The sequence below is a fragment of the Phytohabitans kaempferiae genome (genome assembly GCF_042433955.1).
Lineage (GTDB): Bacteria > Actinomycetota > Actinomycetes > Mycobacteriales > Micromonosporaceae > Phytohabitans > Phytohabitans kaempferiae.
Window position 1 is genome coordinate 174,861 of sequence record NZ_JBHLUH010000061.1, and the last position, 21,945, is coordinate 196,805.

Genomic DNA, 21,945 nt, shown 5'->3' on the forward strand with positions numbered 1-21,945 from the left:
TCCTCCCAGCGTCGGCGCCCAGCCCGCCGCCGACCATCCGTGGTGACCGGCAAAACCGCGTGCGGATACGGTCTTTCCCGGCGTTGTCGTGGGTGCCGCTACGGATGGACACCTCACGCGGGCGCGCGTCACGCTGGAGTTTGGCGAGTGTCCGCCGGCACGAGGGGAAATGTGGGGCTGAGCCGGCACCGAGGGCGATAGTAGGGAGGGAACCGTCGAGGAAGGAGAGGAGCGCGTGTCCCTGTTCTGGCGGATCTTCCTGCTCAACGCCGCCGTCCTGACCGTCGCCGTAAACCTCCTGCTCTTCGGCCCGGTCACCGTCTCCACGCCGGTGCTGTTCACCGAGGCGGTCATCCTCACCGCGGGCCTGGCCGCGATGCTGCTGGCCAACGCGGTGCTGCTGCGGATCGGGCTGGCCCCGCTGCAGCGCCTGACCCGCGCGATGGCGACCATCGACCTGCTCCAACCGGGCCCGCGCCCCGCGGTCACCGGGCACGCCGGGATCGCCGACCTGATCCGCACGTTCAACGCGATGCTCGACCGGCTGGAGGCCGAGCGCGCCACCAGCACCGCCCGCGCCCTCTCCGCGCAGGAGGGCGAGCGCCGCCGGATCGCTCAGGAGCTGCACGACGAGGTTGGCCAGACGCTGACCGCGGTCATCCTCGAACTCAAGCGGGTCGCCGACCGGACTCCCGAGCCACTCCGGGGCGAGCTGCACCAGGTGCAGGAGACCACGCGCGACAGCCTCGACGAGATCCGCCGCATCGCCCGGCGGCTGCGCCCCGGCGTACTCGAGGAACTGGGCCTGGTGAGCGCCCTGCGCGCGCTGACGACGGAGATCTCGCAGCACAGCGGCGTCGTCGTGCGCCAGCACTTCGACAGCGACCTGACCGGGCTCGACGAAGAGGCCGAGCTGGTCGTCTACCGGGTCGCCCAGGAGGCACTGACCAACACCGCCCGCCACGCCGACGCCCGCCGGCTCGACATCGCGCTGCGCCGCGCCCCGGGCGGTGTCGAGCTGCGCGTCCGCGACGACGGCCGCGGACTGGGCCAGGCCGCCGAGGGCGCCGGCATCCGGGGTATGCGGGAGCGCGCGCTGCTCGTCGGCGCCAACCTCACCGTCGGCGCGAGCCCGGGCGGGGGCACCGAGGTACGGCTACGCCTGCCGATCGCGAACGGGAGCAACTGATGTCAACGACCACGCGGATCCTGCTCGCGGACGACCACGCGCTGGTGCGCCGCGGTGTCCGGCTCATCCTCGACGGCGAGCCGGACCTCGCGGTCGTGGCCGAGGCCGGTGACGGTGCCGAGGCCATCGAGATGGCCCGGACCCACCAGCCCCACCTCGCCATCCTCGACATCGCGATGCCCCGGCTGACCGGCCTCCAGGCGGCCCGCGAGCTGTCCCGCCTCCAGCCGCAGCTGCGCATCCTGATCCTGACCATGTACGACAACGAGCAGTTCTTCTTCGAGGCGCTGCGGGCCGGCGCCAGCGGGTACGTGCTCAAGTCCGTCGCCGACCGCGACCTCGTACAGGCCTGCCACGCCGCGATGCGCGACGAGCCGTTCCTCTACCCGGGCGCGGTCAACGCCCTGATCCGCAACTATCTCGACCGCGCCCGCCACGGCGAGCCGGTGCCGGCCAAGGCGATCACCGATCGGGAGGAGGAGGTGCTCAAGCTGGTCGCCGAGGGGCACTCCTCCAAGCAGATCGCCGACATCCTCGTGATCAGCGTCAAGACGGTCGAGCGCCACCGCGCCAACATGCTCCAGAAGCTCGGCCTCAAGGACCGCTTGGAGCTGACCCGGTACGCCATCCGCGCCGGCCTCATCGAGCCCTGACCGCGCGTCCGGGATTCGTGGGGCGAGGCGGGAAGGGACGTCAGCGTGGGCAGGCGGCGATGAGGCGAGCCGTCTCGGTCGCCGCCCACGCCATCCCGATCCGCTGGAAGATCACCTCCGCCTCGCGCAGGGTCCGGACCGCGCCGCCTGGATCTCCCCGCCGCAGCGTGCAGCGACCCAGGCCCTGGAGGGCGTGTGCCTCAGCGGCCGGATAGCGCACCTGCCGGGCGGTATCCAGGGCGCGCTGGAAGAGGGCCGACGCCTCGTCCGGCCGGTCGCGTACGGCGAGCACCAGATCACCGAGGTTGTTGAGCGCCTCGACCTGGCCGAGGCGGTCGGAGAGCTGCTCGAAGACGGCCAGCGCCCGCTCGTGCGCGTCGGCCGCGGCTCGATGGTCTCCCGACAGCCGGCGCACGACACCGAGCTGGTTGACGATGTCCGCTTCGCCGTGCCGGTCGAGCAGGTCCCGGTACAGCCCGAGGGCCTCGGTCAGGCAGCGTTCGGCGTCGAGCAGGTCGCCGGTACGCCTCCGCACGACCCCGAGGTAGTTCAGGGCGTTGGCCTGACCGGGACGGTAGCCGAGGGCGCGGTGCACCGTCAGGGCCTCGCTCAGCGCGGCTTCGCTCCCCGCGTGGTCACCGACCTGGTACAGCGCGAAGCCGAGGTAGTTGAGCGCACGGGCCAGGCCGTGGCGGTCGCCGAGCCGCCGGTAGATGGTGAGCGCGCGCTCCTGCACCTCGATGGCGCGGGGGTACTCGCCGGTGAGCTGCTGGGCCATGCCGATCTGGCTGAGGGCGTTGGCCATGCCATGAAGGTCGCCGATCTCCTCGTGGATGGCGAGCGCGCGTTCGAGGCTGTCGAGTGCCGCCGCGTGGTCGCCGCTGAAGTAGAGCACGGCGCCCAGCTCGTTGAGCGCGTCGGCCTGGCCGCGCGGGTCGCCCCGGCGGTCGTTGATCTCCAGCGCCCGGCGCAGTCCCTTCGCGGCCTCCTCGACGTGGCCCGTGCGCCGCAGTACCGCGCTGAGCTGGACGAGGACCTCGGCGAGGCCGGGCTCGTGGCCGACCCGTTCGCACAGCTCGCGGGCTCGGGTCAGCGTCCGTGCGGCGGACGGGTAGTTTCCGGTCAACCGCTCGAGAACGCCGAGCTCGATCAGCGCGTCCGCGCGCGATGCCTGGTCGCCGGTCTCGCCGGTGAGCGCGGCGACGCTCCGGTGGATCGACATGGCGTGGTCCCACGGACCCGCGATGCGCAGGTACGGCGCCATCGCGGCGGCCAGCGCGCCCAGGCACGAAGCCTCGTCGGGCGTACGCATGCCGCTGGCGCAGGCGAACAGGTTGGCGCGTTCGGCGTCCAGCCATGCCATGGCCCGTTCGCGGGTCCGGATCACGGGCACGCTGTCCCCGCGGTCCAGGTGCTCCGACGCGGGAGCCGGGCCGGCTCGGCGCGACAGGTGGCGGCCCGCCTCCGCAGCCGCGGCCCGGTAGTAGGCGCGCAACCGGTCGACGGCCAGGCGCCGGTAGGCGGCGGGATCGTCCTCGGCCAGAGTCGCCGAGTACTCGCGGATGAGATCGTGCATCCGGTACCGGCCCCGCGTGTGCTGCTCGAGCAGGTGGTCCTCGTAGAGCGCCTCCAGGTGCGCGTGCGCCTTGGCCGGCGTGATGCCGGCGAGTGCGGCGGCCGCGTACTGGTCGAGGTCGGGGCCGGGGTGAAGCCCGAGCCGCCGGAAGAAGCGCTGGCGGCCGGGAGGCAGGCGTTCGTAGGAGAGCCCGAAGGCGGCGGCGACCGCCGTGTCCTCGGCGCGCATGTGCGCGAGGCGGTGCCTGGTGTCGGCGAGCTCCCGCGCGAGGTCGGCGATCCGCCACCGGGGATCCGGTCGCAGCCGGGTCGCCAGCAGACATATCGCGAGTGGCAGGTAGCCGCTCAGGCGGATCAGCTCGGCGACGGCATCCGCTTCCTCGGGGCCCAGGTGCCGGTTGGCGACCGCGGCGAACAGGTCGGTCGCGTCCTGCGGCGGAAGCGTGCCGAGGGGGAGGGTCACCGGGACCTGCTGAGCCGCGAGCCCGGTGAGCCGGCGCCGACTCGTGATGATGACGAGACAGCCGCCCGCCCCGGGGAGCAAGGGCTGGACCTGCGAGGTGCTCTCCGCGTTGTCGAGGATGAGCAGGGACCTGCCGCCCGCCAGGCGCTTTCGCCAGAGCGCGGCCCGGTCGTCCTGGCGGGGCGGTATGTGCGACGGCTGGACGCCGTCCGCGGCCAGCAGCGCGAACAGCGCGTCGTTCGGGTGCACCGGGCGGCGTCCCACGGTGTGTCCGTGCAGGTCGATGAAGAACTGGCCGTCCGGGAAGCGGCTCCGCAGCATGTGGCCGGCGTGGATCGCCAGCGTCGTCTTGCCCACTCCGGGCATGCCGTCGATCGCGTACACGGGAACGTTCGTTTCGGACTCGGGACGCTGGAGCACCAGATGTATGAGCGCGCGAAGTTCGCGACCACGGCCGACGAACGCGGCGGTATTGCGCGGGAGCGTGTCGCAGGGGACGGCGACCGTGGGCGGCGGCGTACCGCCGTAGACGTATCGGTCTCCCGCCGTTTGACGACCCCGGTCACTGCTGTGTGCCCGCGGGTTGCGATCCGCGGCTGGCGTGGGCTCGTCCCGTTCCATCGGGCGCGGTACATCCTCGGCCGTGGTCACCACTTGCATCCTTACGTGGTGTGTTGCCATGACTACGGTACGAGAGGAAGGTGTGCGGCGTTCACACTACCATTGATCCGCCTTAATCTTTGGCCAGTCGCATCGGGCGATTGCCATTTCGTCGAAGGTTGGCCGTCGGTCGAGGCGGAAAAGCGTGGTCGTGTCGAGTGCCACCAAGGTCCGCGGTCGTGGTGAAAGAGTTCACTCGGACGTCTTTCGAAGGCGTGATCCGCGTGGCGGCCCCATGATTCTCTCCGTCGGTCGGTAGAAATGGGCGGAGGTAACGATCGTCGCTGTGGCAAATGGCTCCACCGGGCCCAACTCCGCACTCTTGGTCTTGGTCTGCGGATTGCTCGGCCTTTAGCTGGGGCCGGTCGAATTCGCGACGTATACCGCCACGGTGAAGTGTGGGCACGGAGAATATTTCGGGCCGGGCGGCAATCATTTGGATTCAGCGCTCCGTAAACTGCGGCTTCGAAACTTGGGATTCGGCCCGCCTTCGGGCGGACGCCTGTCCAAAAAACTCGCCAAATTGCGCGGCATCCTCTTGTGTGTAGCGGGATCGCGGCGGCCTCGCGGATGGGCAATGCGAGCTGTCTTCCAGGCGGGCGTGTCTTCGCGGCATCTCGAGACCTTCCCGTGAGCGGTGATCTGTTGGTGCCGAAGGCGTTACCGAGAGTGTCGATCTTCGGTGGCGGGCGGGCGGCGCTCTTTCCTGGTGGACGTGTTGCCCTCCCTGCACCAACCGAGTATTTTGCTGTTTCGTGGATCGCTTGGATCAACGTCCCCAAACGGATGGGGTCACGCTGCGTTACTCGCGATCTACGTGCAGTTGCCAGGTCGACTTGAGTTGGCGCGGATGGGCGGCCTGTGTCGTCGTCCCGCCAATATGGATGCGAGGAGTTCCCGTGGTCCGGGTTCGGATCGGCACCGTGGCTATGCTGGTCGTCGCCGTAGGCGTGGTGCTGCGGGGCGGGATATCGGTTTCGCTGGTCCGCGCCTATCCTCACTGGGAATGGCTGTGGCGGCGCCAGCAGCCTCGTCTAGTCGTTTTGTGATTTCGTTCCTGCATTTGCAGACAGCACCTTGCCGTCGCGCCTTATGTTGCCGTGCGGTGTGGTGGCGATTGTGCGCCCTAAGGCTGGTCAACGGCATTTTGTATTGATGGTGATGTCCGTGTGAGATGTGGCGGGTCGCTCGCCGGCCGTTGACGTCAGATTTCGCTGCCCGCTGCCCGCTGCCCGCTGCCCGCTGCCCGCTGCCCGCTGCCCGCTGCCCGCTGCCCGCTGCCCGCTGCCCGCTGCCCGCTGCACTGGGCCCCGAAGAGGCCTACCGCGCGTGAACCCCGCTGATCGGCGACGCGGCTGGGGCGGCGAGGTGGCCGGTGCGCACCTTGGGTGATCGCGGCGACGGCGGTGCGGAGGTCGTCGGGTAGTGGGTCGGCGGCGGTGAAGGTGTGGTCGCCGGAGCCAGTGTCATGCCAGGTCAGCGGGCCTTGGCATGCCAAGGAGAGGGCGGGATACCGTACCTGCGGTGCCTCGAACCGCATGACCGGAGGAGTCGGTGCTGGGATGACGGCAGGGCGACCGATGCCCACGCAGGACGACGTGCTCGGCTACTTCGACACGCTGTCGAACTGGGGACGGTGGGGCGACGACGACGAGCTCGGCACGCTGAACCACATTACCGACGACGTCCGGCTGGCGGCGGCGCGTGCCGTGCGCCACGGCAGGAGCGTGTCGTGCGCGTGGGAGGTCGCCGTACCGGACGACATGGAGCGGTCGACGACGGCGTGCCCGTGCGCCGCCGACATGCCGGGTGCCGAGCACATGCCGGCGCCCGGATTCCGCGCCGACCGGCGCTGGGGCTTTTCGTCCGAACGGCTGGGCATCAGTTTCCACGGCAACGTCGTCACCCACATCGACTCGCCGTGCCACATCTTCTGGGACGGCACGATGTACAACGGGCGGTCGCACTCGTTGGTCGACGCCGCGACGGGATCGGCGTGGGCGGCCGTCACGGCGGCGGCGAACGGGATCATCACGCGTGGTGTCTTGCTGGACGTCGCGAGGGTCCGCGATGTGCCGTGGTTGGAACCGGGGCAGGGTGTGTTTCCCGACGACCTCGAGGAGGCCGAGCGTCGCCAGGGTGTGCGGGTGCGATCCGGCGATGCGGTGCTCCTGCGGACCGGCCACGGCCGCGTCCGGCACGAGGCCGGTGCGGCCAGCGGTTTCACGCAGGCGGGCTGGCACGCGTCCTGCCTGCCGTGGCTGCGTGAACGGGAGGTCGCGCTGATCGGCGCCGACACACCTCAGGACGTTCAGCCGTCGGGGTACGAAGGCGTGTTGATGCCGGTTCACGCCGTGAGCCTCGTCGCGATGGGTCTGTGGCTGCTCGACAACTGCGACCTGGAGGCGTGCGCGGCGACGGCTGCCGAGCTCGGCCAGTGGGACTTCCACCTCGCGGTCGCGCCGGTTCGCTTCGCCGGTACGTCCGGCAGCCCGGTCAACCCGATCGCCACCTTCTGACCCGACCGGGCTCAAATCAGAGCGTTGCCGCGCCGCGGCCTTCAGCGCGTCCAGAGAGCTTTCGCGGTCGGGGTTGGTGTCGCTTCGCGAGGGGCTTTGTCGGGGACACAGCCCCTCGCGGCCGGTTTGAAAGGGCTATGTCCCCGACAACGCCCACGCACCCGCCGAGGTCCACACCGGGTCCGAACGCAGCCCACCAACGCGACCACCCCGACACCGAATCTCTCTAGTTCCGCGTCATCGTGCGCCGAGCCGACGTGCTCGATGTCCCGCGACCCACGACGCGAGGAGTCACGATCTGCAACCGCCCTCGCCCCGACGCCGAGTCGGGACGCGGCTGGGGCGGTGCGGTGGCCGAGGGTTGACGTGTGGTGCCCGCGCGCGCATACTGCTTACCCGGTAACTACTTACTCGGTAAGGTGTGGCGCGATGAGTGTGAAGTTCGGGCTGCTGGCGCTCTTCGCCGACGGCCCCAAGTACGGGTACCAGCTGCGCACCGAGTTCGAGGCGCGGACCGGCGGCACCTGGCCGGTCAACGTGGGCCAGATCTACACGACACTGGAGCGGCTGGACCGGGACGGCCTTGTCGCCGCCGAGGGAGCGAACGACGAGGGGCGCACGGTGTACGCGATCACCGACGCCGGGCGGGCGGCGCTGGACCGGTGGTTCAGCACGCCGGTGGCCGACACCGACCGGCCCCGCAACGAGCTGGCGATCAAGCTGCTGATGGCGGCCACCACGCCGGACGTCGACGTTACCTCGGTGGTGCAGCGGCAGCGCACCGAGTCGCTGCGGCTGATGCGCGACTACAACACGCTGCGCCGCACCGCCGACGAGGCGGACGACGTGGCCGGGGTGCTGCTGCTGGACAGCCTCGTCTTCGCCCTGGAGGGGGAGGTGCGCTGGCTGGACCACGTCGAGTCGACGGTGCTGCGCCGGGGCGGCCGGCTGCCCGCGCCCGTGAAGCCGCGCCGCGCCTCGCGCGGCACCGCCCGGAGCGCCCGATGAGCGCCGACATCGTGCTGAGCCTGGCCGGCGTGAGCCGGGAGTACCGGTCCGGCGGCGTCACCGTACGGGCGCTGCGCGACCTGAGCATCGAGGTGGCGGCCGGCGAGCTGGTCGCGGTGATGGGGCCGTCCGGCTCCGGCAAGTCCACGCTGCTGGCGATCGGCGGCGGCCTCGACGTCCCCACCGCCGGCCAGGTACGGGTCGAGGGCGTGCCGCTGGACGGGCTCTCCGCGACCGCGCTGGCCCGGCTGCGCCGCGACCGGATCGGATACGTGTTCCAGGACTTCAACCTGGTCTCCGGCCTCACCGCCGCGGAGAACGTCGCGCTGCCCCGCGAGCTGGCCGGCGCATCGGCCCGCCGGGCCCGGTCCGAGGCGTGCGCCGCGCTGGAGGAAGTGGGGCTCGCCGCGGAGGCGGACCGCTTTCCCGACCAGCTCTCCGGCGGCCAGCAGCAGCGGGTCGCGGTGGCCCGGGCATTGATCGGGCGGCGCCGGCTGCTGCTCGCCGACGAGCCGACCGGGGCGCTCGACTCGGCCACCGGCCAGGCGGTGCTCGACCTGATCCGGGCCCGGGTCGACCGCGGCGCGGCCGCCGTGCTGGTGACTCACGAGGCGCGCTTCGCGAGCTGGGCCGACCGGATCGTGTTCCTGCGCGACGGGCGCATGGTCGACAGCACCGGCGGGCGCGACCTGGCCGAGGAGCTGCTGACCTCATGAAGCTCGCCGAGACGGCCGGGTCGTGGCGCGTGGCGATCCGGGTCGCCCGCCGCTCCGCGGCCCGGAGCAAGGCCCGCACGCTGCTGATCGTGCTGATGCTGGCGCTGCCCGTGTACGCCGGCACGGTGCTGGCGCTCTCGTACGCGAGCACGTACACCTCCGCCGACACCGAGGCGAGCTGGCGGCTTGGACAGGCCGACTGGGAGATCTCCGGCGAGAGTGCGCCCGCTGTCCTGGAGACGCTGCCGCCGGGCAGCCGCACCGCGCGGGTCACCTACGGTCGCACGGTCGTGCGTGCCGAGGGGGCCTACAGCCAGCGCGACTACGCGGCCGTCGACGTCGACGACGAGCTGACCTCGGGCATCTTCGCGGTGCGCGCCGGCCGGGCACCGCGCGGCCCGGACGAGGCCGCCGTCTCCGCCGCGCTCGCCGAGGCCACCGGTGTCACGGTCGGCGGCCGGCTGGCGGTCGGCGTACCGCCGCGCGAGCGCACCGTCGTGGGCATCGTCGATCCGGCGCGCGAGCTGAGCATCCCGCTCGTCGTCACCGCCGCCGACCAGCCCCTCTCCGGCAGCGCCGCGCACACGCTGGTGAAGCTGCCGCCGGGCGAGGGCTGGTCACCGGACATGAGTGCCGCGCGGACCTGCGAGGTGCGGCCGGACGGCAGGGAGGTGTGCGTCGGGTCGCTCAGTACCACGTACCGCGGCGACCTGCGCCCGAGCGCGGCGGAGCTGGCCACGCGGACGGCGGCCTTCGTGCTGGTGGTCGGCTTCGCCGGCCTCCAGGTGGCGCTGCTGGCCGGCGCGGCCTTCGCGGTCGGGGCCCGCCGCCAGCGGCGCGAGCTGGCCATGATCGCCGCCGTGGGGGCGAGCCGCGCCCAGGTGGCACGCATGGTGCTCGCCAACGGCCTCGTGCTCGGCGTGCTCGCGGGCGGCTGCGGGGTGGCGCTGGGCGCGCTCACGTACCAGCTCAACAAGGACACCGTCGAACGTCTCGCCAACCATCCGCTCGACCACGGCGCGGCGCCGGTGGGGTGGCTGGCCGCCATCGCGCTCTTCGCCGTGGTGGTCGGCCTGCTCGCGGCCGCCGGTCCGGCGCGCGGCGCGGCCCGGCAGGGGCTGCGCACCGCGCTGTCCGGGCGCGAGCCGGTGACCGCCGCGAGCAACCTGCGCTGGCTCGTCGCCGGGCTGCTGATCGCGGCCGGGGGAGCGGTGGCCGCGGTCGTCGCCGCCGGCCCGACCGGCAGCATCGTCACGGTCACCGCGGGCGCCATGGCCATCCTGCTCGGCGTGGCGGCGGCGACGCCGGTGCTGGTCGCCGGCGCGGGCCGGCTCGCCCGCCGGCTGCCGCTGGCGGTGCGGCTCGCGGTACGCCACGCCGCCCGGCACCGGCTGCGTACCGCCGCGTCGGCCGCCGCCGTCTGCACGGCCGTCGCGGGCAGCATGGCGCTGATGCTCTACAACGCGGCCGAGGACGTCGACCACCTGATGCTGCAACCCGACGCCCGACCCGGCCAGGTGCTGGTGCCCGCCGCCGCGGCCGACCACCTGACACCACCGCGGCGGCAGGCGCTGGAGGCGGCGCTGCCCACGCGGGCCGGCATCCCGCTCGTCTTGGCGGACCAGATGGTGCGGCCCGGATCCGAGCCGCCGGTGTACGGCAACAGCGGCGTGCCGGCCTGGGTCCCGGAGCGGGTCGCGGTCGGGGGAGCCGACCTGATCCGCGCCGTGACCGGAGCCGAGGCACCGCCGGCGGCGCTCGCCGCGCTGCGTGACGGTGGCGCGGTGGCGTTCTATCCGCATCTGATCGTCGACGGGCAGCTGCGGACCGCCGGCGGGCACGCCGTGCCGGCCGTCCTCGTACCGGCGCCGGACTGGTACACCGAGCTGCCGGCCGCCGTGGTCGCCGAGGAGACCGCGGCCCGGCTCGGCCTCACCACCAGCCCGGCGGGGCTGCTCGTCGACACCACGCGCCCGGCCACGCCGGCCGAGTACGCCGCCGCCAACTCGGTGGTCCTGGCCGCGCAGGTGGAGGCGAGCCCGACGGTCACCGATCCCGCACCGGCCCTGCTCGGCACGAAGCGGGAGGCCGGCGGGCGCGACTACGGCGCGATGTTCCTCGTGCTGGCGGCGGTCAGCGCGGCCGTCACGCTGGCCGCGAGCGCGGTGGCCGTGGGGCTGGCCACCGCCGAGATGCGCGGCGATCTGTCCACATTGGCCGCGGTCGGCGCGGGGCCCCGGCTGCGCCGCCGGATCGCGGCCGCCCAGGCGGGGCTCATCGTGGGCATCGGCGCCGCGCTCGGCGTGGTCGGCGGCATCGCGCCCGCCGCCGGGATGGTCGCCTTCCGGGACAACCTCGCCTGGCGGATACCGTGGCTGCCGCTCGCCATCACGGTGGTCCTGGCGCCCGTGGCCGCCGTGCTGTTCGCCGCAGTCCTGACCCGCCCACGGCTCGTGCTGGTCCGCCGCCTCGGCTGAGCGCCCCAGCTCGGCGCGGTCCCACGGCGAGCGGCCCAGGCTGAAGACCTCGTCGACCGGGGCGCTCAGCCGGAGACCGGGAAGTTGGGGCGGAACACGTTGTCGGGGTCGTACCGGTGCTTGACCGCCCGCAGCCGGGCGACCACGTCGGGCGTGAAGGCGTCCGCCACGGTCTCGCTCGCGTGCAGGAACGTGAAGGGCTTGCGGCCGCTGGTGGGCATCGCGGCGGCGAGGCTCCGCTGCCGGGCGGAGATCGCCGCGGCCACGTCCGGGTCGGTGGGGATGCCCAGCGTGTAGAGGATGTACGGCTCGGCGAGCGGGCCGTGCGGACCGCCCGACGGCTGGGCCAGCGCGCCGCCGAGGTGGCGCACCTGCACGGCCAGCAGGGGAGCGATCGGGTCGGCGAGCAGGGCGGCGGCAGCGCTGTCGTCGAGGTGGGTCAGCAGGTCACCGCGGGACAGGCCGGGACTCGGATCGGTGGGCTCGTCGGTGATCGCGCCCAGCTCGGCGACGGACATCGGCTGCCGGCTGTCGGTGAGCGGCGCCGGCAGCCGGTCGAGCGGGGCCAGCAGCTCCCGCGCCTCGCCCTCCGGGCCGAGGTGGGTGACGTCGACCGCGACCATCGGCTCGGCGCCGGGGATGTGCAGCAGGTCGAGCCAGAGGGTCAGCTCGTCGGGGGCGGTCGCCGTGATCCGCCGGAAGGCGTCGAGGACCGCGGGGGCGTGCGCGCCGGTCCACAGTGTACGGCCGCCGAAGAGCGCCGGTGCCGCCCGCAGCTCCAGCTCCAGCGCGGTGACGATGGCGAAGTCGCCGCCGGCGCCGCGCATCGCCCAGAACAGGTCCGGGTCGGTGCCGGCGTCCACGCGCCGCCGCTGCCCCTCGGCGTCGACGATCTCGAAGGCGGTGACGCTGTCGGCGACCCAGCCGTACCGGCGGCCGAACCAGCTCACCCCGCCGCCGAGCGCGACGCCGGTGACGCTGACGATCGGTGAGCTGCCGGGCAGGCCGGTGAGGCCGTGTGCCGCCGCGGCGGCCTGGAGGCGGCCGGACGGCACGCCCGCGCCGACCCGCGCTCGGCGCGCGGCCGGGTCGAGCTCCAGCGCGTCGAGGCGGCCGGTGCGCAGCAGGATCGTGCCGCCGGTGCGGCCGGTGGCGCCGTGCCCGTTGGGCTGCGTCGCGACGCCGAGCCCGGCCGACCGGGCGTACCGCACCAGCGCGGCCACGTCGTCGGCGTCGGCCGCCTCGACCACGGCCGCGACCGGCTGCTCGACCGCCACGTTCCAGGGGCGGCGGGCGGCGTCGAAGTCGGCGTCGCCGGGCAGCCAGACCTGGCCGCGAACGGCGGAGGCCAGGGAGTGCGGGGCGTTCATGGTGGATCCTTCCCTCTGAATTCCTGGATATTTGACATCCTGAATATGGTCCGCGCGAGCCCGTGCGGAGCGGGGGCGGAGGAGCGGTGAGGTGGTCCGCCGGCGGGTCCGGTCAGGCGCGCAGCGCGGCGAACCTGTTGACCGTGTTGCCCGGCGTCGCGGGGTAGTGGCGCTCGACCCGCGCCTTCAGGTCGGCCAGGGTCTGCCCGGCCAGCTCGCCCCGCCAGGCCAGGTCGGCCCGCCGCATCGCCTGGGACACGAGGCAGGACTCACGGTAGTCGGCTGCGGGGTCGGCGCCCGGACCCCGCTTGAGCAGTTGGTCGCACCGGAACGCCTCCTCGGCGCCCTCGATCGCGACCACCACGTCGAGCAGCGTGATGCGCTCGGGGCTGCGGGCGAGCTGGAAGCCGCCGCGCGGGCCGGAGGTGGACGAGACGATGCCGGCGCGCGCCAGCGCCTGCAACTGCTTGTTGAGGTATGCGGCCGGCAGGCTGTAGAACTCGGCCAGCTTCGCCGCCGGGACCGCCTGGCCGATGGGGAGCCAGCTGAGGTTGAGGCAGCTGTGCAGGGCCCACTCCACCCCTTCGCTCATCCGCATAACTGGACAGTACATATCCAGAATTAGGTCTGGCAAGCGGCGCCCGCCGGTGTCACCTCCGGCGCCGCCGCCACGCGGTCACGGCCAGCGCCGTCACGGCGAGGGCGAGCACCACGGGTACGCCCCACGGGTAGCGGGCGGTCGTCGCCACCACCTGGACGGTACTGCCGGCGCTGGTGACCTCGCCGGTGACCGTGTACGTGCCGGTCGACAGCGGCGGCAGCTCGACCGGCACCGCGATCGTCCGCTCCTCGCCGGGCGCCAGGTCGGGCACGGCGGGGGCCGCGACGAAACCGGTGGGCGCGCTGCCCCGGCCGGCGGTCACCGAGAGCGCGACCGGCGCGGGCGCGGGCGAGTCGTTGCGCAGCCGGAGTACGAGCGTGCGGGTCGACGCCCAGCCGAGCCGGTCCGGCCAGGAGCCGCCACCGTCCAGGCTCGCGGCCACGAGCACCGGGGCGGCCTGGCTCCGGCCTCCGCTCGCCGAGGGCGCCGCCGCGCCGGTGACCGCGAACGGTGTCGTGGCGACCGTGGCGCGGTCGAGGCTGGTGGCCCGGATCGCGCACGGGCAGCCGCCGGGCGGCGCGGCGACGGTGAGTGCGGTGCCGGCCGTGCCGGTGGGGGATACGTACGTCTGCACGGCGCTGTCCATCGCGCAGCCCGCCGAGCCGCCGTCCGGCGCGCCGCCGCAGAGTTCGACCGTGACCGTGCCCGGTGGCCAGGCGGCGAGGCGGACGAGCACGCGGTCACCGGGGGCCGCCTGGGCGCGGTCGGCGGTCACCGCCGGGGCGGCCGGCGCGGCCGGGGCGGGGGCCAGCGCGAGCGCCGCCGCGAGGATCCACAGTGGAGTGCTCATGCCCGTCCCCGCCTGGCCGCGGGCGGGCATGAGGCTTCGCCCGCGCCGAGTTCGATGATTCGCTCGCCGCGCTCGCTCATCCGGCGCGCCGGCGGCGGAGCGTACGGACCCGCCGGGCGACCAGCACCACCGCGACGACGGCCAGCAGCGCGACCCAGAGCCACGGCACGGCCCACTGCCCGGCGGAGCGGGTGACCGCCGGCAGCTTGCTGTCCGCTGTGGACGCCTCGACGGTGACCCGGATGCCGAGCCGCCCGGCGGGGACGATCCCGTTGACCTGCTCGGTGATCGTGATGGCCGAGCCGGGCAGCAGCTCGGGCAGGCGGGCCGGCTCGGTGCCGGCGAGCTTCCAGCCGAACGGTGCCTGGATCTGGACGTGGCCGGAGCCGGCGACCCGTACGTTGCCGGTGTTGCGGACCCGGTACATCACGACGACGGGCGCGGTGCCGACCGGGTTCAGCGGGTTCTCGTAGCCGATCTTCATCGCCTCGACCTGCACGGCCGGGCGTACGGCACCGGCGACCCGAAGGTAGATCCGCGCGGCGACGCGGCGGTCCAGGTTGACCCGGCCACCACCGCCGGCCTGCGCCTGCACGACCGAGGCGACGATGCCGCCGGCGTGGTCGCCAGGGCTGGCGTTGGCCGGCACGGTCAGCTGGAACGGGATGACGACCCGCTTGCCGGCGGCCACCTGGTACGCGCGCGCGCCGAACGACGTCCACGCGCCCACGTCGGCCGCCCGGTGGCTGGCCGGCTGGAGGGCGAAGCTCCCGTCGGCGGTGGTGTACGCGTCCGAGCCGTACACCGCGAAGGTCATCGGCTGCGTGCCGAGGTTGGTGACCGCGACCCGGTCGTCGATCCGCTGGCCGGGCGCGGCGTCGTAGACGAAGTAGCTGCGGCCGGTCGGACCGTCCTTTCCGGACGGTTGCACGGCCCAGGTGAAGCCGGCGTCCGCGGCCGGCGCCGGAGTGGGGGCCGCAGCGGCCGGCGGTGCGGCCACGAGCACCGCGAGCAGGCCGGCCAGCGCGGCGAAGAGGTGCGCGGAAGGGCACCTTCCGGTCGTACGTCTCATGGCAGGTGCCCTTCCACGCTTATCTCAGGAGAGGGTGGTTCTCAGGAGAGGGTGGTTCTCAGGAGAGGGTGAGGGTGAGGGTCGCGGTGTAGTCGCCCGGCACGGTGGACGCGGGCACGCCGAGGCCCAGGTCCGCACCGCACTGGAACTGCCCCGCGCTCACCCCGGCCGCCGACGAGCACAGCGTGCGCGCGGTGCCGAGGCCGGAGCCCGGTTCGGCCACGCCGCCCGGCGTGACCGTGCCGGCGCCGCCGGCCAGCCCGTCCTCCACCACCGACGCGCTCGGCGTCCAGCCGAGGTTGTCGGCGGCGATCGTGCCGCCCAGCGGGCTGCTGAACGCCTCGACCTGACCGACGAGGCTCCACCCGGCGTTGGTGCCGCGCAGGTCCTTGACGGTCACGGCGTTGAGGCCACCGGTGGCCACCGCGCCCGGCTGCACCGCCGACAGGGCGACGCTCCCGCCGGCCGAGGTCAGCGTGAGCGGACCGGTGGCGAGCACCTGCGCGGTGATCTCCTGCTCCGCCGCCGTGCCGCCCGGCTCGCCCGAACCGGCGAAGGTGATCGCCGTCTCGGTGTCCTGGGACCGGTCGGCGGAGCCGTGCGCCGCGAACGTCAGCACGTAGCACGGGGTAGCGTTGCAGTCCACCGCCGTACCGGTGCCGTCGGTGTACGTGGCGCTGACCTCGAGCGTGGTGCTGAAGGTGCCGTCCGGGTTGAGCACGTCGGCCCCGCCCGCCCGGACCCACTTCGCGGACTTGTAGTACGCCGCGTTCGTCCAGTAGTCCGCGCGCTTGGGGCCGAAGACCACGTAGACGCCGGCGCCGGCCGCGTTGAAGCCGGAGCCGTTCACGGTGACCGTGGCGCCGGCCGGGTCCAGGTTGGACACCGGTGTGACGCTCACCGCCGGACCCGTCGGCTCGCCGCCACCGCCGGGGGCGGTGACCGCGAACGAGAGCGGGTCGAGCGCGGTGCCGGCGGTGTAGAAGCCGGCGAACGCCGACGCGCCGGTCTCCGTCATCGTGGTGGCCAGGTTGGACCACGTGACGGTGTCACCGGCCACGGCCGGCTCGGCGAGGGCGATCGTGGCGATCTCCGCCTGCTCGACGTGCACCGGCTCGAAGCCGCCGCCGCTGACCTCCAGGTCGACGTCGCCGAGCAGCGAGCCCGATGTGCCGTTGAGCACCACTGTCGGGTTCGACAGTGTGATCTCGAAGAAGTGCGCCGGGTACGAGAACACCACCGTGCCGCCGTAGTGGACGGTGGTGGCTCCGGTCGCGGCGTCGTACGTACCGCCGGTGGCGGTGAACCGGAACGTGCCGTCGGCGTTACGGGTCGCCCCGTCGCTCACGCCGATCGGCGGGTTGCCGTTGCCGGTGGATACGTACGCGCGGAACGACGCCTTGAAGCCCCAGTCGAGCGTCCCGCCCGTGATGTCGGCGGGAGCCGCCGACGCGGGTGCGACGGCGGCGATCGAGGCGGCCGCTCCGACCGCGGCGGCTGCGGCCCAGCGAAGCGACCGGCCGATACGGCCGGCGGTATGTCTGCCCATGCGTGTGTGCCTTTCCTTCTCGACGCGAACAAGCGTGATTAGGCTAGGCTCGCCTAACTTTCCTGCAAATCCTCTGAACACCCGCTTGCGCGAGCCTCATGATCCAATTAGGTTAGCCTAACCAAATCGGGAGGCGGAATGCGCAGCTTGGCAGCCGTGGCGACGCTCCTGGCCGGCGTGGTCCTGTTCGCCGCCGGCCCGGCGTACGCCGACACCACCGCCCGCGGTCCGGGCGGCCAGAGGCTGACCGTCAGCAAGACCAGCGGGCTCGACCGCGCGGGCGAGACGGTCACCGTCTCCGGCGCCGGGTACGACGTCGACAAGGGCATCTACGTCGCGTACTGCGTCGACAACGGCGCCGGCGCCGTGCCCACGCCCTGCGGCGGCGGTGCCGACATGAGCGGGAGCCTCGGCGCCTCGCACTGGATCTCCTCCAACCCGCCCTCGTACGGGGAGGGGCTGGCCGTCCCCTATGGAGCGGGCGGCTCGTTCCGCGTGCGGGTGAAGGTGACCACGAAGATCGGAGACGTCGACTGCACGGCCCGCCGCTGTTCGGTCGTGACCCGCACGGACCACACCCGGACCAGTGACCGGACGCAGGACGTCCGCATTCCGGTGACGTTCGCGGGAGCGGCGGGCGGCGGCACGCGCACCACCGCGCCGGCCGCCAAGCCGCCGGCGCCCGAGCGGACCACGGCGGCCCCGCCCCGCACCAACACCTCCGCACCGGCGACCTCGGCGCCGGCCGGTGCGGCACCGGTGGTCACCGGCGCGCCGCAGGGCACGGCTGCGGCACCGGCCACCGACGCCCCGCTGGCCGTGACCCGGGTCAGCGACAGCACCTCCGCCGGACGGTGGTGGACGGGGACCGTCGCCGTGCTGGGCGCCCTGGTGCTCGTACTCCTGCTGATGCTGTGGCGCCGCGGGCGGCGAGCGTGAGGCGGGCCCTGCTCGCGGCGGCGCTGGTCCTCGCCGGATGCGGCGCGCCCGCGCCGGCGACCCCGACCGCCGGCGGCTGCGGCCCGGCCACGGCGGTGGTGGAGTCGACCGACGTGGTGCCGGTCGGCGCCGACCCGGGCAGCGCCCTGCCGGCGACCGTGACCTCGGCCGACGGGCGCGCGGTGACGGTCCGCGACGCGAGCCGGATCCTGCCGGTCAACCTCTACGGCTCGATCGCCGAAATCGTATTCAGCCTCGGGCTGGGCGACCGGGTGGTGGGGCGGGACACCTCCACCACCTTCGCCGCGGCGGCCGACCTGCCGCTGGTCACCCCCGCCGGGCACGACCTCTCCGGCGAGGCCGTCCTCAAGCTCAACCCGACCGTGGTACTCGCCGACGACAGCATCGGTCCGCCCGAGGTCTTCAACCAGCTGCGCCGTTCCGGGATCGCGGTCGTGCTGATCGACGACGAGCAGACGCTGGCCGCGGTGCCCCGCCACATCCGCGCGATCGCCGCCGCCCTCGGCGTGCCCGCCGCCGGTGAGGCGCTGGTCGCCCGGGTCGACGGGGAGATCGCCGAGGCCCGCCGCGCGGCGCCCGAGGGCGGCCCGCCACCACGGATCGCGTTCCTCTACGTGCGCGGCACCGCCGGCGTCTACCTGATGGGCGGCAAGGGCGCCGGCTCCGACGAGATGATCGCGGCGATCGGCGGGGTCGACACCGGTACGGAGATCGGGCTGGAGAAGTTCCGGCCGATGACCAGCGAAGGGCTGATCAACGCGGCGCCCGACGTGCTCCTGGTGATGTCGGAAGGGCTCGCCTCGGTCGGCGGCGTCGACGGGCTGCTCAAGCTGCCCGGAGTCGCCCAGACGCCGGCCGGGCGGCAGCGCCGCGTCGTGGACATGGACGACGGGATGCTGCTCAACTTCGGCGCCCGTACCGGCCGCGCGATCCAGGCGCTGGCCAAGGCCGTGTACGAGTCCTGCCGGTGAGGCGCGCCGCCCTCCTGCTCGGGCTCGGGGCCGGGCTCGTCGTGCTCTGCCTCGTCGCCGCCGGTACGGGCCAGGTGCGCGTACCGCCGGCCGAGGTGCTCGGCTCGCTGACGCACCGCCTCGGGCTGGACATCGGGCCGATGCCGAGCGCCCCGCAGGGCGAGAACGCGCTGTGGGTCGTCCGCTTCCCGCGCGTGGTGCTCGCCGTCATCGTCGGCGCCTCGCTCGGCTGTGCCGGCGCGCTGATGCAGGGGCTCTTCGGCAACCCCCTCGCCGAGCCGGGCGTCATCGGCGTCTCCTCGGGGGCCGCGGTCGGTGCGGCCACCGCGATCGTGGCCGGGGTCTCCACCCTCGGCGGCTGGACGGTGGCGGCCGCCGCGTTCGCCGGCGGGCTCGCCGCCGCGCTGCTCGTCTACAGCATGTCCCGCGCGGGCGGGCGTACCGAGGTGGTGACCCTGGTGCTGACCGGCATCGCGGTCAACGCGGTCGCCGGCGCGCTGATCGGGCTGGTGATGTTCTTCGGCGACGCGGACGCGGTGCGCGCGATCGCGTTCTGGCAGCTCGGCAGCCTGGCCCAGGCGACCTGGGGGAGTGTCGGCACCACGCTGCCGTGCGCGGTCGCCGGCATCGCCGCCGCCCTGTTCGCCGCCCGCCGGCTGGACCTGCTCGCCCTCGGCGACCAGCAGGCCCGGCACCTCGGCGTCAACGTCGAGCGGCTGCGGATCGCGCTGATCGGCGTGACCGCGCTGCTGGCCGCCTCCGCCGTCGCCTTCACCGGGGTGATCAGCTTCGTCGGGCTGGTGGTGCCGCACCTGATCCGCATGGTCGCCGGCCCCGGCCACCGGCTGCTGCTGCCGGCGAGCGCGCTCGCCGGCGCGGCCGTGGTGGTGGGCGGAGACCTGGCGGCGCGGACGCTCATCGAGTACCAGGAGCTGCCGCTCGGCGTGCTCACCGCGGTCGTGGGCGGGCCCTGCTTCTTCTGGCTGCTGCGCCGCACGCGCAGCCGGGCGGGAGGCTGGGGATGAGGGCCGCCCGCCTTCGCGGCCTCTCGCTGGCGCGCGGGCCGGGCCGGGGCGTCGCGGGCGACTGGCGGCCGGAGCGTGGCGCGCTCGCCATCCAGGCGCGCGGCCTTGCGGTACGGCGCGGCACCGCCACCGTACTGTCCGATGTGGACCTCGACGTGCGCGCGGGCGAGCTGCTCGCCCTCGTCGGCCCCAACGGCGCCGGCAAGACCACCCTCCTCGCCGCCGCCTGTGGCGACCTGCCCGCGCACGCCGGCACCATCACGCTCGGCGGCGCGGCACTGTCCGGGGCGAAAACGGTCGAGCTGGCCCGCCGCCGCGCGATGCTGCCGCAGCACACGACGCTCGCGTTCCCGTTCACGGTCGCGGACGTGGTCGCGATGGGGCGCGCGCCCTGGGCCGGCACGCCACGCCAGGCCGAGGACACCGAGGCGGTCGCCGACGCCATGCGCCAGGCCGACGTCGAACGCTTCGCCGCCCGCCCCTTCCCCTCCCTTTCCGGCGGCGAGCAGGCCCGCACCGCGCTGGCCCGCGCGCTCGCCCAGCGCACGCCGATCCTGCTGCTCGACGAGCCGACCGCCGCCCTCGACCTGCACCACCAGGAGCTGGTCCTCGGCATCGCCCGCGACCGCGCCCGGGCCGGCGACGCGGTGGTGGCGGTGCTGCACGACCTGGGACTGGCCGCCGCGTACGCCGACCGGGTCGCCCTCCTGGCCGGCGGTCGCGTGGTCGCCGACGGGCCGCCGGAGCGGGTGCTCACCGCCGGCACGCTCAGCGGCGTGTACCAGCACCGGGTCGAGGTGATCCCGCATCCGCGCACCGGCGTGCCCCTGATCGTGCCCGACCGTCCCGCCCCTCCCGACCGGGCGTGAGCGGCGGTCGTACCAGGTAGGGTGTGCGATGGCGCGCCGGGAAGTCTGGTCGGCACTCGTGTCGGCGTGACCCCGGAAAGGGCGATTTGATGGCTCCCGTGCGTTCCGTCCCCCGCATCTTCCGGCTGGGGTCCTGGGTCGAGGCCCGGCGGATCGCGGCCATCCTGCGGCAGGAGACGATCGGCGGCACGCTGCTGCTCGCCGCCGCGCTGCTCGGCATGATCTGGGCCAACACTCCGTGGTCGGCGGGATACCAGGCGTTGCGCGACTTCCGCGTCGGCCCGTCCGCGCTGCATCTGGACCTCAGCCTGGCGACCTGGGCGGCCGACGGGCTGCTGGCGATCTTCTTCTTCGTGGCCGGGCTGGAGCTGAAGCGCGAGTTCGTCGCCGGCGACCTGCGCGACCCGCGCCGCGCCGTGGTGCCGGTCGCCGCGGCGCTCGGCGGCGTGGCCGTACCCGCGATCCTGTACCTCCTGGTCGCCGGGGGATCGGGCGACGGCGCGGCCCGCGGCTGGGCGGTGCCGACCGCGACGGACATCGCGTTCGCGCTGGCGGTGCTGGCGGTGGTCGGCCGGCACCTGCCGGCGGCGCTGCGCACGTTCATGCTGACGCTCGCGGTGGTCGACGACCTGATCGCCATCATGATCATCGCGGTGTTCTACACGAGCGAGCTGGCCGTGCTGCCGCTGCTCGGCGCGGCGGTGCCGCTGGCGGTGTTCGCGCTGCTGGTCCAGCGGGGCAACCGGTCCTGGTGGCTGCTGCTCCCGCTGGCGGCGGCGACCTGGTTCCTGATCCACGAGTCAGGCGTGCACGCGACCGTCGCCGGTGTGCTGCTGGCCTTCATGGTGCCGGTACGCCCCCGCGGCCGCGGCGCCGGCGCGGCCGGCCGCGTCACCGGTGCCCACGCCGCTGCGGTTTCGGGGTTGGCGGAGCACTTCGAGCACCGCTTCCGGCCGATCTCGGCGGGGGTGGCGGTGCCGGTCTTCGCGTTCCTGAGCGCGGGGGTCACGGTCGGCGGGCTCAGCGGGCTCACCGGGTCACTCGCCGAGCCGGTCGCGCTCGGGATCGTCGTCGGGCTGGTCGCCGGCAAGGCGATCGGCATCACCGTGGCGACCTGGCTCGTCGCCCGCTTCACCAGAACCTCGCTGGAGGAAGGGCTCGGCTGGGCGGACACGGTCGCACTGGGCACGCTCGGCGGCATCGGCTTCACCGTGTCGCTGCTGATCGGCGACCTGGCGTTCGGCGCCGGCTCGGCCCGTGCCGAGCAGGCCACGGTCGGCGTGCTGGCCGGCTCGGTCGGCGCGGCGCTGGCGGCCACGGTCCTGCTGCGCCTGCGCGACCGGGCACACCGCCGCCTCCAGGAAGCCCAGGAGGCCGACGAGGACCACGACGGCATCCCGGACGCGTACCAGTGAGCC

17 protein-coding genes are annotated in these 21,945 nt (G+C 73.8%); 11 read left to right on the plus strand and 6 right to left on the minus strand.

Annotation, left to right across the window (positions count from 1 at the left end; all coding sequences use genetic code 11):
- Positions 1 to 235: 235 nt before the first annotated feature.
- Together ACFFIA_RS29730 and ACFFIA_RS29735 are read left to right on the plus strand one after the other, a co-directional pair.
- On the plus strand, positions 236 to 1,189 hold the full coding sequence (locus ACFFIA_RS29730) for a sensor histidine kinase (RefSeq protein ID WP_377256970.1): 954 nt from the start codon (positions 236 to 238) through the stop codon (positions 1,187 to 1,189).
- Positions 1,189 to 1,842 (plus strand): response regulator transcription factor, encoded by a 654-nt coding sequence (locus ACFFIA_RS29735; protein ID WP_377256973.1) that lies wholly within the window; start codon positions 1,189 to 1,191, stop codon positions 1,840 to 1,842. The genes ACFFIA_RS29730 and ACFFIA_RS29735 overlap by 1 nt, the downstream gene beginning before the upstream one ends.
- Positions 1,843 to 1,882: 40 nt before the next feature.
- Here the strand turns inward: ACFFIA_RS29735 and ACFFIA_RS29740 are convergent, their stop codons facing one another.
- Complete coding sequence (locus ACFFIA_RS29740) at positions 1,883 to 4,531, minus strand: ATP-binding protein (RefSeq protein WP_377256976.1); 2,649 nt, start codon at positions 4,529 to 4,531, stop codon at positions 1,883 to 1,885.
- A gap of 1,589 nt (positions 4,532 to 6,120) precedes the next feature.
- Here ACFFIA_RS29740 and ACFFIA_RS29745 point away from each other — a divergent pair.
- The 4 genes from ACFFIA_RS29745 (at position 6,121) to ACFFIA_RS29760 (ending at position 11,260) form a co-directional block, all read left to right on the plus strand.
- On the plus strand, positions 6,121 to 7,059 hold the full coding sequence (locus ACFFIA_RS29745; protein WP_377256980.1) for a cyclase family protein: 939 nt from the start codon (positions 6,121 to 6,123) through the stop codon (positions 7,057 to 7,059).
- Positions 7,060 to 7,488: 429 nt separating this feature from the next.
- Entirely contained in the window at positions 7,489 to 8,067 is a 579-nt protein-coding gene (locus ACFFIA_RS29750; protein ID WP_377256983.1) for a PadR family transcriptional regulator, read from the plus strand.
- Positions 8,064 to 8,783 (plus strand): ABC transporter ATP-binding protein, encoded by a 720-nt coding sequence (locus tag ACFFIA_RS29755; protein WP_377256986.1) that lies wholly within the window; start codon positions 8,064 to 8,066, stop codon positions 8,781 to 8,783. The genes ACFFIA_RS29750 and ACFFIA_RS29755 overlap by 4 nt, the downstream gene beginning before the upstream one ends.
- Positions 8,780 to 11,260: an FtsX-like permease family protein gene (locus ACFFIA_RS29760; protein WP_377256989.1), complete on the plus strand. Its 2,481-nt coding sequence runs from the start codon at positions 8,780 to 8,782 to the stop codon at positions 11,258 to 11,260. The genes ACFFIA_RS29755 and ACFFIA_RS29760 overlap by 4 nt, the downstream gene beginning before the upstream one ends.
- A 65-nt stretch (positions 11,261 to 11,325) precedes the next feature.
- On the opposite strand, the gene ACFFIA_RS29765 is transcribed toward ACFFIA_RS29760, so the two are convergent.
- From ACFFIA_RS29765 to ACFFIA_RS29785, 5 genes are all read right to left on the minus strand, one after another.
- Positions 11,326 to 12,630: an FAD-binding oxidoreductase gene (locus tag ACFFIA_RS29765; protein WP_377256992.1), complete on the minus strand. Its 1,305-nt coding sequence runs from the start codon at positions 12,628 to 12,630 to the stop codon at positions 11,326 to 11,328.
- 112 nt (positions 12,631 to 12,742) lie between these two features.
- Positions 12,743 to 13,222 (minus strand): RrF2 family transcriptional regulator, encoded by a 480-nt coding sequence (locus tag ACFFIA_RS29770; RefSeq protein ID WP_377256995.1) that lies wholly within the window; start codon positions 13,220 to 13,222, stop codon positions 12,743 to 12,745.
- A gap of 58 nt (positions 13,223 to 13,280) precedes the next feature.
- Entirely contained in the window at positions 13,281 to 14,081 is an 801-nt protein-coding gene (locus tag ACFFIA_RS29775) for a COG1361 family protein (RefSeq protein WP_377256998.1), read from the minus strand.
- Positions 14,082 to 14,157: 76 nt separating this feature from the next.
- Complete coding sequence (locus ACFFIA_RS29780; RefSeq protein WP_377257001.1) at positions 14,158 to 15,153, minus strand: WxL protein peptidoglycan domain-containing protein; 996 nt, start codon at positions 15,151 to 15,153, stop codon at positions 14,158 to 14,160.
- Positions 15,154 to 15,211: 58 nt separating this feature from the next.
- Positions 15,212 to 16,702, minus strand: a complete 1,491-nt coding sequence (locus ACFFIA_RS29785) for an HtaA domain-containing protein (protein WP_377257004.1) — start codon at positions 16,700 to 16,702, stop codon at positions 15,212 to 15,214.
- A 138-nt stretch (positions 16,703 to 16,840) separates the two neighbouring features.
- On the opposite strand from ACFFIA_RS29785, the gene ACFFIA_RS29790 reads away from it, so the two are divergent.
- From ACFFIA_RS29790 to nhaA, 5 genes are all read left to right on the plus strand, one after another.
- Positions 16,841 to 17,641: a neocarzinostatin apoprotein domain-containing protein gene (locus ACFFIA_RS29790; RefSeq protein WP_377257007.1), complete on the plus strand. Its 801-nt coding sequence runs from the start codon at positions 16,841 to 16,843 to the stop codon at positions 17,639 to 17,641.
- Positions 17,638 to 18,633 (plus strand): heme/hemin ABC transporter substrate-binding protein, encoded by a 996-nt coding sequence (locus ACFFIA_RS29795; protein WP_377257010.1) that lies wholly within the window; start codon positions 17,638 to 17,640, stop codon positions 18,631 to 18,633. The genes ACFFIA_RS29790 and ACFFIA_RS29795 overlap by 4 nt, the downstream gene beginning before the upstream one ends.
- Positions 18,630 to 19,658 (plus strand): FecCD family ABC transporter permease, encoded by a 1,029-nt coding sequence (locus tag ACFFIA_RS29800; protein WP_377257013.1) that lies wholly within the window; start codon positions 18,630 to 18,632, stop codon positions 19,656 to 19,658. Before ACFFIA_RS29795 ends, ACFFIA_RS29800 begins: the two co-directional genes overlap by 4 nt.
- Entirely contained in the window at positions 19,655 to 20,527 is an 873-nt protein-coding gene (locus ACFFIA_RS29805) for a heme ABC transporter ATP-binding protein (RefSeq protein ID WP_377257016.1), read from the plus strand. Before ACFFIA_RS29800 ends, ACFFIA_RS29805 begins: the two co-directional genes overlap by 4 nt.
- A gap of 89 nt (positions 20,528 to 20,616) precedes the next feature.
- Positions 20,617 to 21,942 (plus strand): Na+/H+ antiporter NhaA, encoded by a 1,326-nt coding sequence (gene nhaA / locus ACFFIA_RS29810; RefSeq protein ID WP_377257019.1) that lies wholly within the window; start codon positions 20,617 to 20,619, stop codon positions 21,940 to 21,942.
- Positions 21,943 to 21,945: the final 3 nt, after the last annotated feature.